General features: G+C 61.8%; 11 protein-coding genes. 9 read left to right on the top strand and 2 right to left on the bottom strand.

Features of this window, described 5'->3' with window-relative positions:
* Positions 1-148: 148 nt before the first annotated feature.
* Together ispF and ispD are read right to left on the bottom strand one after the other, a co-directional pair.
* Positions 149-649 carry a 2-C-methyl-D-erythritol 2,4-cyclodiphosphate synthase gene (gene ispF, locus PQR62_RS23985; RefSeq protein WP_408160595.1) on the bottom strand — a complete coding sequence of 167 codons (501 nt, stop codon included), beginning with the start codon at positions 647-649 and terminating at the stop codon, positions 149-151.
* A complete protein-coding gene (ispD, locus tag PQR62_RS23980) occupies positions 646-1,425 on the bottom strand; it encodes a 2-C-methyl-D-erythritol 4-phosphate cytidylyltransferase (protein ID WP_408160594.1) in 780 nt (259 codons plus the stop codon). Before ispD ends, ispF begins: the two co-directional genes overlap by 4 nt.
* 271 nt (positions 1,426-1,696) lie before the next feature.
* Between ispD and mfd the strand changes: the two genes are divergently transcribed.
* The 9 genes from mfd to PQR62_RS23935 all read left to right on the top strand — a co-directional run bounded on the left by mfd (position 1,697) and on the right by PQR62_RS23935 (position 14,474).
* Positions 1,697-5,146 carry a transcription-repair coupling factor gene (gene mfd / locus PQR62_RS23975; protein WP_408160619.1) on the top strand — a complete coding sequence of 1,150 codons (3,450 nt, stop codon included), beginning with the start codon at positions 1,697-1,699 and terminating at the stop codon, positions 5,144-5,146.
* A gap of 92 nt (positions 5,147-5,238) precedes the next feature.
* Positions 5,239-6,099, top strand: a complete 861-nt coding sequence (gene serB / locus PQR62_RS23970; protein ID WP_408160593.1) for a phosphoserine phosphatase SerB — start codon at positions 5,239-5,241, stop codon at positions 6,097-6,099.
* 58 nt (positions 6,100-6,157) lie between these two features.
* On the top strand, positions 6,158-6,520 hold the full coding sequence (locus tag PQR62_RS23965) for a DUF4870 family protein (protein ID WP_408160592.1): 363 nt from the start codon (positions 6,158-6,160) through the stop codon (positions 6,518-6,520).
* Positions 6,521-6,913: 393 nt separating this feature from the next.
* Entirely contained in the window at positions 6,914-8,542 is a 1,629-nt protein-coding gene (locus tag PQR62_RS23960; RefSeq protein ID WP_408160591.1) for a methyl-accepting chemotaxis protein, read from the top strand.
* Positions 8,543-8,620: 78 nt separating this feature from the next.
* On the top strand, positions 8,621-9,082 hold the full coding sequence (locus PQR62_RS23955) for a chemotaxis protein CheW (RefSeq protein ID WP_408160590.1): 462 nt from the start codon (positions 8,621-8,623) through the stop codon (positions 9,080-9,082).
* A complete protein-coding gene (locus PQR62_RS23950; protein WP_408160589.1) occupies positions 9,079-10,422 on the top strand; it encodes a CheR family methyltransferase in 1,344 nt (447 codons plus the stop codon). The genes PQR62_RS23955 and PQR62_RS23950 overlap by 4 nt, the downstream gene beginning before the upstream one ends.
* The gene (locus PQR62_RS23945; protein ID WP_408160588.1) at positions 10,415-11,110 is read left to right on the top strand and encodes a chemotaxis protein CheW; all 696 of its coding nucleotides are present in this window, start codon (positions 10,415-10,417) and stop codon (positions 11,108-11,110) included. Before PQR62_RS23950 ends, PQR62_RS23945 begins: the two co-directional genes overlap by 8 nt.
* The gene (locus PQR62_RS23940) at positions 11,107-13,461 is read left to right on the top strand and encodes a hybrid sensor histidine kinase/response regulator (RefSeq protein WP_408160587.1); all 2,355 of its coding nucleotides are present in this window, start codon (positions 11,107-11,109) and stop codon (positions 13,459-13,461) included. The genes PQR62_RS23945 and PQR62_RS23940 overlap by 4 nt, the downstream gene beginning before the upstream one ends.
* A 2-nt stretch (positions 13,462-13,463) precedes the next feature.
* Positions 13,464-14,474, top strand: coding sequence for a chemotaxis response regulator protein-glutamate methylesterase (locus PQR62_RS23935; RefSeq protein WP_408160586.1), 1,011 nt, complete (start codon positions 13,464-13,466; stop codon positions 14,472-14,474).
* Positions 14,475-14,479: the final 5 nt, after the last annotated feature.

The raw sequence follows: 14,479 nt of genomic DNA, 5'->3' as shown, positions 1-14,479 counted from the left end.
CAAGCAGTTTTCATGTGGAATCTTTAGCTTAATTACGTAATTATTTTCAAGAACGAATGAATCACGTAAATGTGAAGGCCCCCAAAGGGATTTTTCTATCGCTTTGTCTATGAAAAACCGCGTTGGCGATTGGTATTTTCTTCAGTACCTATTTTTCAGCGCGATAGAGCAGGGCGACCGCCTCGGCCGCGATGCCTTCTTCGCGTCCCAGGTAGCCGAGCTTCTCATTGGTCTTGGCCTTGATGTTTACTTGCTGAACGGAAATCCCCAGATCGGCAGCGATGTTGGCCACCATGCCCGCAATGTGCGGCGCCATCTTCGGTGCCTGGGCGATGATGGTGGCATCGACGTTGCCAATGCGGTAGCCCTCGGCCGCCAGACGGCTGGCAGCTTCACGCAGCAGCACGCGCGAGTCGGCGCCCTTGAAGCGCACGTCGGTGTCGGGGAAGTGGCGGCCGATGTCACCCATCGCGGCGCCGCCGAACAGCGCATCAGTGATCGCATGAAGGAGGACGTCGGCGTCCGAGTGCCCGAGCAGGCCGGTCTTGTGCGGAATGTTGACGCCGCCGATGATCAGAGGGCGGCCGCTGACCAGCGCGTGGCAGTCATAGCCCTGGCCGATGCGGAAGGGAAATGCATTTGTGCTCATTCATTACCTTTCAGGAAAAATTCTGCCAGCGCGGCGTCGTGCGCCAGCGTGACCTTGAAGTTGCGCGGGCTGCCCGCCACCAGTTTCGGTTGCAGGCCCAACATTTCGATGGCGCTGGCGTCGTCGGTGATGGCGTCGAGCTGGGCGGCAGCTTGCGTGAAGGCGCGCAGTAGCAGCGCGCTGCGAAACATCTGCGGCGTCTGCGCCGCCCACAGATCGGCGCGCGGCACGGTGAGTTGCGAACGCCCCTGGTTGCTGCGCTTGATGGTGTCAACCAGCGGCAGCGCCAGCAGGCCGCCGACCGGGTCGTCCTGCAGCTCATCCAGCAGGCGGTCGATCAGGGCCGCGTTGAGGCCGGGGCGGGCGGCGTCGTGCACCAGTATCCAGTCGTCGGCTTCGGCATCCTGGGCGGCGGTGATCGCCAGCAAGCCGTTCCTCACGCTTTCCTGACGCGTCGGTCCGCCTGCGCGCAGGACTGTGACCCTGCCTTGCAGCGCCGGTGCTGCCGCCATGATTTCATCTATATAAGCATCTTCGGCGCTGACCACTATATATATATGGTCGATGCGAGTATGCGCGGCGAAGGTATCCAGCGCGTGGCGCAGCATGGGCTTGCCGGCCAGCGCCATGTATTGCTTGGGCATCTGCACCTCCATGCGGGCGCCGACGCCGGCCGCCGGGATCAGGGCCAGATGGCGCGCTGCTCGCGCGCCGGCGGCTGGCTTGAGTGAACTGAGCGAGGCGGGCTGGATGGGCGGGGTGGCCTGAAAATTCATGTTTACCAAAATAGTGGGAGGGCCGGATGGCCGCCTGCGCCGACCGGGCCGGTTGAGCATGCGGCGCGCGGAAGCTGGTGCTGCTGGCCTCCGGGTACGCCGCAGCGGGCCATCGTTTATAATGCGAGGCCTCGATTTTAATGCCAAATGCGCTGCAATTTGCGGAGGAATGGCCAGCGGTTTTACCTTGTCGGTGGCAGGTCTGCGAACCCACCCTGCGATACGCATCGCTTCCGCCGGCGCCCAGCAGCCCGGACTGATCCCATACACGATGTCATTTGACCTGAAAAAAACATTTCCGAAACCCGGTGTGCGTTTTGTCCCGCCGGCAGTGCATGGCTCGGCTGATGCCTGCATGCTGGCACAGGCTGCGCTCGCGCTGAAGGCCGAAGGACGCATGCTGACCGTGATCGTTGCCGGCGCCACCGATGCCCAGCGACTGCTGTCGGAAATCCCCTGGTTCCAGACCGACCCCGAGCAGCAGAAGCTGCGTTGCCACCTGCTGCCGGATTGGGAAACCCTGCCTTACGACGCCTTCTCGCCGCACCAGGATCTGGTGTCGGAGCGGCTGGCGACCTTGTATGAAGTACAAAACGGCCAATGCGATCTGCTGATCGTGCCGGCCACCACCGCCTTGCTGCGCATGGCGCCGCCGGAATTTCTGGCGGCCTACACCTTCTTCTTCAAGAAGGGCGAAAAGCTGGATGAGGCGCGTCTCAAGTCGCAACTGACGCTGGCCGGTTACAGCCATGTCGGCCAGGTGATGTCGCCCGGCGAGTATTCGGTGCGCGGCGGCCTGATCGATATCTTCCCCATGGGTTCGCCCTTGCCATACCGGCTCGACCTGTTCGGCGACACCATCGACACCATCCGTACCTTCGATGCCGATACCCAGCGCTCGCTGTATCCGGTGCACGAGGTGCGCCTGCTGCCGGGCCGCGAATTTCCGATGGATGAAATTTCGCGTACCTCGTTCCGCAATCGCTGGCGTGAAGTGTTCGAAGGCGATCCTTCGCGCTCCTCCATTTACAAGGACATCGGCAACGGCATCGCCTCGGCCGGCATCGAATATTACCTGCCGCTGTTCTTCGAGCAGACCGCCACGCTGTTTCAGTATCTGCCCGCCAACGCCATGTTCGCTACCGTCGGCGACATCGAGCACGCCATCAAGCGCTTCTGGAGCGATACCCGCTCGCGCTATCAATTCCTGCATGCCGACCGCGAGCGTCCGGTGCTGGAGCCCAAGGCCATCTTCCTCGACGACGAAGACTTCTTCACGCTGCTCAAGCCCTTCGGCCGCTGGGCGATCAAGACTGAAGACCTTGCCTCGGAGTTTTCGGGGCCGCTGCCCAACATCGCGGTCAATCGCCGCATCGACGATCCGCTGACCAATCTGCGCGCCTATCTGATGCAGACCGACCAGCGCGTGCTGATCTGCGCCGAGTCAAACGGCCGTCGCGAAACCTTGCAGCAGTACTTCAACGAATACGATCTGCACCCCGCACTGTGCGACGACTATGCCGGTTTCCTCGCCGGCGCCGAGCAACTGATGCTGGGCGTGGCGCCTCTGCAGGCCGGCTTCGAGCTGGCGCAGGCGCAGCAGATTTTCATCACCGAGACCGAGCTGTACGCCGGCTCCGGCGCGGGTCGCCGCGGCGGTCGCCGCAAGCAGCAGAACGCAACCGAAGTCGAGCACATGGTGCGCGATCTGTCGGAGCTCAAGATCGGCGACCCGGTGGTGCATGCCAATCACGGCATCGGTCGCTACATGGGCTTGATCAGCATGGATCTGGGCGAAGGCGAGACTGAATTCCTGCATCTGGAATACGCCAAGGAAACCAAGCTCTACGTGCCGGTTTCGCAGTTGCATGTCATCTCGCGCTACTCCGGCGCCTCGGCTGAAGATGCACCGCTGCATGCGCTCGGTTCCGGCCAGTGGGAAAAAGCCAAGCGCAAGGCCGCGCAGCAGGTGCGCGACACCGCCGCCGAATTGCTGAATCTGTATGCCCGTCGCGCGCTGCGCCAGGGCCATGCCTTCCAGTATTCCGCACACGATTACGAAGCCTTCGCCGACAGTTTCGGTTTCGATGAAACCGTGGATCAGGCCGCGGCCATCAACGCCGTCATCGGCGACATGACCAGCGGCCGTCCCATGGACAGGCTGATCTGCGGCGACGTCGGTTTCGGCAAGACCGAAGTCGCCTTGCGCGCCGCCTTCGTTGCCGTCATGGGCGGCAAGCAGGTGGCGATTCTGGCGCCGACCACCTTGCTGGCCGAGCAGCACGCGCAGACTTTCGCCGACCGCTTCGCCAACTGGCCTGTGCGCATCGCCGAGCTGTCGCGTTTCCGTACCGGCAAGGAAGTCACGCAAGCGATCAAGGGCATGGCCGACGGCACCATCGATATCGTCATCGGCACCCACAAGCTGCTGTCGGAAGAGGTCAAATTCTCGCGTCTCGGCCTGGTGATCATCGACGAAGAACATCGCTTCGGCGTGCGTCAGAAGGAAGCGCTGAAATCATTGCGCGCCGAGGTCGATGTGCTGACGCTGACCGCGACCCCGATTCCGCGCACGCTGGGCATGGCGCTGGAAGGCCTGCGCGACTTCTCCATCATCGCCACCGCGCCGCAGAAACGGCTGGCGATCAAGACCTTCGTGCGCAGCGAAGGCGAGGCCACGATTCGCGAAGCCTGCCTGCGCGAACTCAAGCGCGGCGGCCAGGTGTACTTCCTGCACAATGAAGTGGAAACCATCGCCAACCGCAAGGCCATGCTTGAAGCCTTGCTGCCGGAAGCACGTATAGGCGTGGCGCACGGCCAGATGCACGAGCGCGATCTGGAAAAGGTGATGCGCGATTTCGTGGCGCAGCGTTTCAATATCCTGCTGTGCACCACCATCATCGAAACCGGCATCGACGTGCCGACCGCCAACACCATCGTCATGCATCGCGCCGATCGTTTCGGTCTGGCGCAATTGCATCAGCTGCGCGGCCGCGTTGGCCGTTCGCACCATCAGGCGTATGCCTATCTGCTGGTCAACGACGTGCAGGGCCTGACCAAACAGGCGCAGCGCCGGCTGGAAGCGATCCAGCAGATGGAGGAACTGGGCAGCGGTTTCTATCTGGCGATGCACGATCTGGAAATTCGCGGCGCCGGCGAAGTGCTGGGCGACAGCCAGTCGGGCGAGATGACCGAGATCGGTTTCCAGATGTATTCCGACATGCTCAACGAAGCGGTGCGCGCGCTCAAGAACGGGCAGGAGCCGGATCTCGCCGCGCCGCTGTCGAGCACCACTGAAATCAATCTGCATGTGCCGGCCTTGCTGCCCAGCGATTACTGCGGCGATGTGCATGAGCGTCTGTCGCTGTACAAGCGCTTCGCCAATTGCGTCAAGCCGGAAGCCATCGACGACCTGCAGGAAGAACTGATCGACCGTTTCGGCAAGTTGCCGGAAGCCGCCAGATCATTGGTGGAAACGCACCGTTTGCGCATCGCCGCCAAGCCGCTCGGCATCATCAAGATCGATGCCCATGCCGACGCCGCACAATTGCAATTCGTGCCGAAGCCGCCGATCGATGCCATGCGTATCATCGAACTGATCCAGAAGAACCGTCACATCAAGCTGAATGGCCAGGACAAGCTGCGCATCATCACCAGCATGCCGGATCTGAATGCGCGCGTGCAGCAGCTCAAGGCCACCATGAAGGCGCTGGTCGGATAAGCCCGGTAGCCCGGCCGGAGAAGCATGGAACAACATCGGGGCACATGTCCCCACCCATTTTGACTACTTGATTACTTGATTTCGATAAGACAATGAACCTGATTCTGCAAGGACTGAACCTCCCCGCCGGCGCCATCGAACAATTGACGGCGCTGGTCAAGCCGCAAACAGTGAGCGCCATTGACGGCGCGGCAGCGCAGGGCGCGCAAGCCTGGCGCATGAGCGGCGTGACCTATTCCGACGAGCTGAAGGCGCAGGTCGATGCCGCCTGTCTGGCTGCACAGCTGGATTACGCCTTCATTGTGCCGGAGCGCAAGCTGAGCGATTTCAAGCTGGTGGCGATGGATATGGATTCGACGCTGATCACCATCGAATGCATCGATGAAATCGCCGACATGCAAGGCCTGAAGCCGCAGGTCGCGGAGATCACCGAAGCCGCGATGCGCGGCGAAATCGAATTTCAGGAAAGCCTGACGCGCCGCGTGGCGTTGCTGAAGGGGCTCGACGCCGGCGCCTTGCAGCGCGTGTATGACGAACGCCTCAAGCTGTCGCCGGGCGCCGAAAACATGTTGCAGGCGATTCAGGCGGCCGGTCTGAAAACCCTGCTGGTGTCGGGCGGTTTCACCTTCTTCACCGACCGCATGAAAGAGCGCCTGAAGCTGGACTACACCCATTCCAATACACTGGAAATCGTCGATGGCAAACTCACCGGCAAGGTGCTGGGCGTGATCGTCGATGCCGAAGAAAAGCGCGCCACGGTGGAACGCGTCTGCCGCGAAATCGGCGCCGATCCCAGGCAGACAATCGTGATGGGCGACGGCGCCAACGATCTGAAGATGATGGGCATCTCGGGTTTGTCGGTGGCCTTCCGTGCAAAACCGGTGGTGCGGGCGCAAGCCAGCGTGGCCTTGAATTTCGTGGGACTGGACGGCATCTTGAACATGCTGGCCTGAGTCGGCAAGGGCGCAAGCGCTCGGCCTTTTACTTCACCCATCAGAACAGGAGACATGCATGGCGCAAGAACTGGTATTCGACGGCAAGACGCAATCGGCCAAGGACCTGGCATGGTGGTTGTACGTCTTCCACGGGATTTGTCTGGCGTTTTCGCTGGGCATGCTGTCGTGGCTGCCGCTGATCGTCAACTACATCAAGCGCGAAGATGCCGAAGACACTTTCGTCTATAGCCACCATCGCTGGCAGATTCGTTCCTTCTGGTGGTTCATTTTCTGGATGTTTGCAGGTGGGCTGCTGTGGGTGACGCTGTTCGGGATTCCGGTGGCGGTGCTGATCTGGACGCTGGCCTGGATCTGGAAAGCCTATCGTCTGATCAAGGGCTTCCTGAATTTGCTCGACAACAAGCCTATGCCGATATGAAACCGGCGGAGCGGATTGTCAGACCCCGCTTTTAAATGCTCGCCGGCAATGATGCCGCTCCCATGAAATGAAGATGACAACGCGCCTGGAACGGCGCGTTTTTTTATGCCCGCTGCATCTGCTCGACACGGCCTGGTACAGAATGCGCGGGTGCGATTTTTGCATCAATTTCTTGCTAGCACGTTAAAACGGGCGGTAAAAATATCTTATTGGCAAGTTATTGCCTGTTTGCATACGCACGATCGGTCTAAATGACCTTGTTTGATGGCAATGCAGCATTGATTCATGGATAATTCCGAAAAAAATCAATGCTGTCGGTTTGTCTGCGTTTTCTCATGTTGCGGACTTCCGTGTGTTCCCCGTCGGCTCTTTACTCTAGGAAAGCATCACGGTATGAAAAACTGGTCGATCAAGCAGCGCATTCTGGGCAGCTTCGCAGTGATCCTGATCTTGATGGCCCTGATGGCCGGCGTTGCCGCCACGCGGCTGGCCAAGATTGAGGGCGGCGCCACCAGCCTGCGCAAGGATTCCACTCCGGGCTTGTATTACAGCACCATGATCAATGCCGCCTGGTATGAAAATCTGCTGCTGGGTCAGCAGATTTCCGAGATCGACGACAACGAAGGCGACCGCCAGGCTGACATTGCCTTGCTGCGCAAAAATGCCGAGAAACTGGACGGTCTGCAGATCGAATACGACAAATCGATATTCACCGACAGCGACCGCAAGCTGTTCGAGGAATTCAAGGCGGCGCGTCTGAAGTACCGCCAGATTCAGCAGGAAATCCTCAAGATGGATCTGCCGCAGCGAGATCCTACCGTGCACAAGATCTTCAAGGAGCAGGCGCGCCCGGCCTGGCGTACCGCTTATGCGCTGACCCAAAAGATGGTCGACAACAACAAGGAAACGGCTGACGACGCCGCCGAGCGTATCACCGATGCAGTCACTGCGGCGCAGGTCAGCATGCTGGTGTCGCTGCTGGCGGCAGTGCTGGCCGCGCTGATCTGCGGTTATTTCCTGATGAATGCCATCACTCAGCCGCTGCAAAGCCTGATGGGCATTCTGGACGTGATGCGCTCCGGCGATTTTTCGCGTCGCTTCGAGCTGGACCGCAAGGACGAGTTCGGTCACCTGGCCACCGGCTTCAATCGCATGACCGACGAACTGACCTCGCTGGTCAGTCAGGCTCAGCGTTCGTCGATGCAGGTCGCGACCTCGGTTACCGAAATCGCCGCCACCTCCAAGCAGCAGCAGGCAACCGCCGCAGAGACGGCTGCCACCACCACCGAAATCGGCGCCACTTCGCGTGAAATTTTCGCCACCTCGCGCGATCTGGTGCGCACCATGAGCGAGGTTTCAGTGGTAGCGGAACAGACCTCGACGCTGGCCGGCAGCGGCCAGGCCGGTCTGACGCGTATGGAAGGCACCATGGAGAACGTGATGGAAGCGGCTGGCTCGGTGAGCGGCAAGCTGGCCATCCTCAATGAAAAAGCGGGCAACATCAATCAGGTGGTCACCACCATCACCAAGGTCGCCGATCAGACCAATCTGCTGTCGCTGAATGCTGCCATCGAGGCTGAAAAAGCCGGCGAGCATGGCCGTGGATTTTCGGTGGTGGCGACTGAAATACGACGTCTGGCGGATCAGACTGCTGTCGCTACTTACGACATCGAGCTGATGGTCAAGGAAATCCAGTCGGCGGTGGCGGCCGGCGTGATGGGCATGGACAAGTTCTCGGATCAGGTGCGGCGCGGCATGTCGGAAGTGCAGCAGGCCGGCAGCCAGTTGTCGCAGATCATTGCGCAGGTGCAGGCGCTGACGCCGCGTTTCATGGTGGTCAATGAAGGCATGCAGGCGCAGGCCAACGGCGCCGAACAGATCAATCAGGCGCTGGTGCAACTGAGCGAAGCTGCGCAGCAAACGGTTGAGTCGCTGCAGCAGTCGAGCCAGGCCATCGAAGAACTGAATCTGGTATCGAACGAGTTGCGCAATGGCGTCTCGCGTTTCAAGGTTGCGGGCTGAAGGCCGGCGCAACGGTCTGAAACAGATTGACGCCAGATCCATGAACGCTCATACACGATCACACAAGCCCCTATAGCCATGCTTTTTCTGCTCTTTCAGATCGGCCGTGACCGCTACGCGCTGGAGGCGTCGCAAGTGGCCGTGGTGTTGCCGCTGACGCGCTTCAAGCAAGTGCCGGGCGCGCCGCTGTGGGTGGCCGGCTTGTTCAGTTATCGCGGCAAGAACGTGCCGGTGATCGACGTCAGCCAGCTGGCGCTGGGTCGCGCCGCCGATGCGCGCCTCAGTTCGCGCCTGGTGCTGGCGCACTACACACCGGCCGGACAGGCGCCGCAACTGCTGGGTCTGATCGTGGAAAAAGCCACCGACACCTTGCGTTGCGAGCCCGATGCCTTTGCCGACAGCGGTCTGCTCAATCAGGCCGCGCCTTATCTGGGTCCAGTGATGCAGCATCGCGACGGCATGATCCAGCGCATCGCGCTGGCCGATATCTTGCCGGCTTCAGCGCAGGCCTTGCTGTTTCCTGAAAGTGTGACATCGTGAATCTTGCCGCTCCGACCAATGTCATCGGGCGCATCGCCGATCTGCTGAAGCAGACCATGGGCCTGGATGTGGCCTCGGTCGGCATCAGCCTGATCGAGCGTGTCGTGCGTGAACGCATGGTGGTGCGCAGCATGGCCGGCGAGGCCGAGTATCTGGCGTCGCTGCATGCCGGTAGCGAAGAGTTGCAGCAGCTGATTGAGCTCACCGTGGTGCCGGAGACCTGGTTCTTCCGCGACCGCGAAGCGATTCTGGCGGTAGCGCGACTGGCGCGCCAGCAATTGGCGCAAGATCCGCCGCAAGCCGCCGGCCTGCCATCCAAACTGCGCATACTCAGTCTGCCATGCTCGACCGGCGAAGAACCATATTCGATTGCCATGGGTTTGCTCGATGCCGGCGTGCCTGCTGCTGCATTCCGCATCGATGCCGTCGACATCTGCAAACGTTCGCTGGCGATTGCGCAGCAAGCCAGTTACGGGCGCAATTCCTTCCGTGGCAAGCAGCTGGAGTTTCGCGATCGCTATTTTGTCGAAAGCGAGGAGCGCTGGAAGCTGTCTGCGCAAGTCCGCGAGCAGGTCGAATTTCGCTTCGGCAATCTGCTGGCGGCCGACTTCCTGCAGGGCGAAGCGCCTTACGATTTCGTGTTCTGCCGCAACGTGCTGATCTATTTCGACCGGCCGGTGCAGCAGCAGGCGGTGCAGGTGCTGGAGCGCCTGCTGAAACCGGCCGGCACCCTGTTTGTCGGCCCGGCCGAAGGCGGCATCATGCTGAGTCCGCGGATCGAGTCGGCCGGCATTCCACTGGCGTTCGCATTTCAGCGGCGCGAAAAACCGCTGGGCGCCAAGTCGGTAAAGTCGGGCCTGCAGATGCAGGCGCTGCCGCCGTTTGCTTTTTCATCGCAGTTCAAGAAGTCTGCCGTGAGCACAGTGAACACCGCAAGCGCCAAGGATGCGCTGAAGCCGGCGGCGAGCGCCGCCATATCGTTCGCCGCGCCGGCGTCGGTTGCGCCATCGACGGTCGCCGGCCGGCGTCATGAACTGTTGACGCAAGCCATGCAGAAAGCCGATCAGGGCGATCTGGCCGCCGCCAACGAATTGTGCGCGCGGCACGCGCAGCAATACGGCCCCAGCGCCGATGCCTTTTATCTGATGGGCTTGATCAGCGATGCCGGCGATGACGCTGTCGCTGCCCAGCAGTTGTATCGCAAGGCCATTTATCTGCAACCCGCTCATCAGGAAGCGTTGACCCATCTGGCGGCGCTGTTGCGCGCACAGGGCGACGAGGCCGGCGCGCGCCTGATGCAGCAGCGCGCAGAGCGGGCAGGGGAGCGTTCGCATGCCTGAAGCAATGCCCGTGCTGCACGATATTGATATCGACGATTGCTGGAACACCATCGGCGTGCGCGGCGATGGCAGTTGCGGCGAACTGAGCAAGCATCTGCGCTGCCTGAACTGCCCGACCTATGCCTCGGCGGCCTTGCGCATGCTGGATCGGGTCGATGCCTATGCGCAGGAAGACGGCGGCTGGGGGGCATCTTCGGAAGCTGAAGCGCAGGCCAATGAATTCGATGTCCAGCATCACCATGAGCTGAACAATTCGGCGCTGGTGTTTCGCATCGGCGGGGAGTGGCTGGCGCTGTCGACGCTGGTGGTGGTCGAAGTGGCCGAGCTGCGGCCGGTGCACAGCCTGCCGCATCAGCGCAATGCCGCGATTCTTGGTTTGATCAATGTACGCGGCGCCTTGCAGATCTGCATTTCCCTGCGCCGGGTGCTGACCGAACCGACTGAAGACGATAGCCTGCTGGCGCGACGTTTGCTGGTGGTGGCGCATGAGGGGCAGACGCTGGTGTTTCCGGTGGATGAAGTGGCCGGTGTGCAGCGTTTCGCCGAGCGACGCCTGGAACCGGTGCCGACCACGGTGGCGCATGCCAGCGCGACTTATACGCGGGGCATGCTCAACAGCCCGCAGGGCAAGGTTGGTCTGCTCGATCATGGTTTGCTGTTTTACGGACTGAACCGGAGCTTCACATGAGTTCACCCGATCTGAGCCAGATGTCGATGCTGGACCTGTTCCGGCAAGAGGCCGAGAGCCAGACTCAGGCGCTCAATGCCGGTCTGCTGAGCCTGGAGCAGAATCCGGCCGCTACCGATGAGCTGGAAGCCTGCATGCGTGCTGCGCACTCGCTCAAGGGCGCAGCGCGCATCGTCGGCCTGGAAGGCGGCGTCAAGATCGCGCATGTGATGGAAGATTGCTTCGTGCTGGCGCAGCAGGGCAAGCTTGAATTGCGCCGACGTCAGATCGACGTGCTGCTGACCGGCACCGATCTGCTTAACCGTATCGCCAATCCACCTGATGGGGACGAAGCCTGGGCCGAACATGCGGGCAAGCGCGAAGTCGATAGTTTCGAGCTGGCGCTGGCGATTGCCATGACCGGCGGCGATGAACCTGCACCGCCTGCGGCCAGGCCCGCTGCGCCAGTTGTTGCAAGAGAGGCAGCCGCAGTGCCGGCAAACTCTCCGGCGCAAGAGACAGCGGCGATTGCCCTTACTGCCATTACTGCCGCTACCGCCGGCATGGCCGCCCTGGCAGCGCCATCTGCCGCTGCTCAGACCCAGATGGACGCGCGCGACATCGGCTCTCGCTCGGTGCGCGTCAGTGCCGATAATCTCGACCGCTTGCTCAGTCTGAGCGGCGAATCGCTGGTGGAGTCGCGCCGCCTCAAACCGTTTTCCGCCAGCATGCTGCGGCTCAAGCGCATGCAGCGCGAAGCCGGCCATTCGCTGGAGTTGCTGCAACAGCAATTGTCCGGCCTCGGCGCCGACGACAGTCTGCAACTGGCGCTGGCCGATGTGCGCGCGGTGATGGCGCAATGCCAGCACATGCTGTCGGACCAGATGGGCGAACTCGATGCGTTCGACCGCCGCTCGGTGAACCTCTCGCAACGACTGTACGACGAAGCGCTGGCCTGCCGCATGCGGCCGTTCGCCGACGGTACTCATGGGCTGGCGCGCATGGTGCGCGATGTCGGCCATGAGCTGGGCAAGTCGGTGCGACTGGAAATTTCCGGCACGGCAACCCAGATTGACCGCGATATTCTGGCGCGCCTGGATGCGCCCATCGGCCACTTGCTGCGCAATGCCGTCGATCACGGCATCGAAGACGGCGCTGCGCGCCGCGCTGCCGGCAAACCGGAACAAGGCCTGATCAGGCTCAAGGCGCGGCATAGCGCCGGCATGCTGCTGATCGACGTCAGCGATGACGGCGCCGGCATCGATCTGGAACGTTTGCGGCAGACCGTGGTGCGCCGCAAGCTGTCCAACGAAGAAACCGTGGCCCGGCTGAGCGAGGCCGAGCTGCTGGAGTTCCTGCTGCTGCCCAGCTTCAGCCTGCGCGATACCGTCACCGAAATTTCCGGGCGCGGCGTCGGTCTGGATGTGGTCGCCAACATGCTCAAGGAAGTGCGCGGCACCATCCGCATCAGCACCGTGGCCGGGCAGGGCACCAGCTTTCTGCTGCAGTTGCCGCTGACGCTGTCGGTGATCCGCAGCCTGCTGGTCAGCATCGACAATGAACCTTACGCCTTTCCGCTGGCCTATGTGAATCGCACGCTGGAGTTGCGGCGCGATCAACTGGCAGTGCTGGAGGGCTATCAGCATTTTGACTTCGACGGTCGGCAGATCGGTCTGGTGAGTGCGCATCAGGTGCTGCAGAGGGGGGCTTTGCGTTCGCAGGGTGATGCAGTGGCGGTGGTGGTCATCGGTGAGCACGATCACACTTACGGGCTGGCCGTCGATCGTTTTCTCGGCGAACGCATGCTGGTAGTGCAGCCGCTGGATACCCGGCTGGGCAAGATCCCCAATGTGCAGGCCGGGGCCTTGATGGAAGATGGTGCGCCGGTGCTGATTCTGGACGTGGCCGATATGGTGCGTTCGGTCGAAAAGCTGACCTCGGCCGGCCAGCTGGAGGCGGTACGCGACGGCACGCGTGGCGAAGCCGCTGCCGGCCAGGCGCGCAAACGCGTGCTGGTGGTGGACGATTCACTCACGGTACGCGAGCTGGAGCGAAAATTGCTGACCAATCGTGGCTATCAGGTGGTGGTCGCGGTGGATGGCATGGATGGCTGGAACGCGGTGCGCACCGAGAAATTCGATCTGGTCATTACCGACATCGACATGCCGCGCATGGACGGCATCGAGCTGGTGACCCTGATGCGGCGTGCGCCCAATCTGCAGTCGCTGCCGGTGATGATCGTGTCTTACAAGGATCGTGAAGAAGATCGTCAGCGCGGCCTCGATGCCGGCGCCGATTATTACTTCACCAAGAGCAGTTTCCACGACGAAAGCCTGTTGCAGGCCGTGGTGGATTTGATTGGAGCGGCCTGAACTTGAAAGTCGGCATCGTCAACGATACTCCCATGATGGTTGAAGTCTTGCGCCGGGTGGTGGCGGAGTCGCAGCGCCATGAACTGATCTGGGTTGCGCGCGACGGCGCCGAGGCGGTACAGATGTGCGCCTGGCAACTGCCCGACATCGTATTGATGGATTTGCTGATGCCCAATCTTGACGGCGTTGAAGCCACGCGCCAGATCATGCAGCGTACGCCATGTCCTATCCTGATCGTGACCGCCAACATGGGCAGCAGCGCCGGCAAGATTTATGAGGCACTTGGCGCCGGCGCCCTGGATGCAGTGCAGACGCCGGTGCTGGCCGGCGGCGATCTGCGCCAGAATGCAGCGGCGCTGATTGCCAAGATGGAACGCTTGAGCGGCGTCAGCACGCAAGTCATGCCGGCGCCCAAGGCGGAACCGCAAGCGGAGCTCGAAGTGGCCGACCCGTCGACCGGGGTGGTTGCGATCGGTGCATCGGCCGGCGGCCCGGCCATGCTGGCGCAGTTGCTGAGCAAGCTGCCGGCGGATTTCCCGGCGGCGCTGGTAATCGTGCAGCACATCGATGTCGCTTTTGCACCCGGCCTGGCCGATTGGCTGCAGCGCGAATCGAAGCTGGATGTGCGGCTGGCGCGCGAAGGCGACCGGCCGCAGCGCGGACAGGCTTTGCTGGCAGGCTCGGATCGGCACCTGGTGTTTCGCAGCGGCGGTGCGCTTACTTATGAAGCGGGCAAGGCCAGCGATGTGTACCGGCCTTCCATCGATGTATTTTTTCACAGTGTCGTCAAGCACTGGCGCGGGTCGGCGGCCGGCGTGCTGCTGACCGGCATGGGGCGCGACGGTGCGCTTGGATTGAAGGCGATGCGCGAGCGCGGGTTTTACACCGTGGCGCAGCATCAGAAAGGGTGTGCCGTGTACGGCATGCCCAAGGCGGCGGCAGAGGCCGGCGCGGCCACCGAGATGTTGTCGGTGCCCGCAATGGTGCCGGCTCTGCTCGGCGTATTTCATTGAATCAG

Source organism: Herbaspirillum lusitanum (assembly GCF_046025995.1).
In the GTDB taxonomy this organism is placed as follows: domain Bacteria; phylum Pseudomonadota; class Gammaproteobacteria; order Burkholderiales; family Burkholderiaceae_D; genus Herbaspirillum; species Herbaspirillum lusitanum_A.
This window is presented reverse-complemented; position numbering and strand designations above follow the sequence as displayed.